This is a genomic window from Corallococcus sp. CA053C, from assembly GCF_003611675.1.
Lineage (GTDB): Bacteria > Myxococcota > Myxococcia > Myxococcales > Myxococcaceae > Corallococcus.
Window position 1 is genome coordinate 1 of sequence record NZ_RAWA01000892.1, and the last position, 437, is coordinate 437.

General features: G+C 79.4%; 1 protein-coding gene. It reads right to left on the bottom strand.

Features of this window, described 5'->3' with window-relative positions; genetic code table 11:
* A partial coding sequence (locus tag D7V97_RS43755) for an ATP-binding protein (protein ID WP_199729286.1) occupies nucleotides 1-437 on the bottom strand: 437 nt, incomplete at both ends.

The following is a 437-nucleotide window of genomic DNA, read 5'->3' on the forward strand; positions in this document are numbered from 1 at the left end:
CACGGCGATCCGCTCGCGCATCCCGGCCAGCCCGTTGCCGTCGGAGCCGCCGCCGACGCCGTCGTCGGCCACCTCCAGCCGCACCCGGCCGTCGGCGGAGCGCAGCGCCACGGTGCAGCGGGTCGCGCGGGCGTGCCGCACGATGTTGGTGACGGCCTCCCGCAGCGCCAGGGCCAGGGCGTGCTCGGCGGACGGGGTGAGGTCCAGCCCGGGGTCGCGGGTGACCGCCAGCTGCACGCCGGCGGCGGCGAGCGCGTCACGGGCGACGACCACCTCGTCGTCCAGCGACACCCGGCGCCACCCGCTCACCGCGGCCCGCACCTCGGTGAGGGCGGTGCGGGCCAGCTCCTCGACGGCGGCCATCTCGGCGGCGCCCTCCGCGGCCGGCAGCCGCTGCGCGAGCTGCGCGCGCACGACGATGCCGGTGAGGCTGTGGC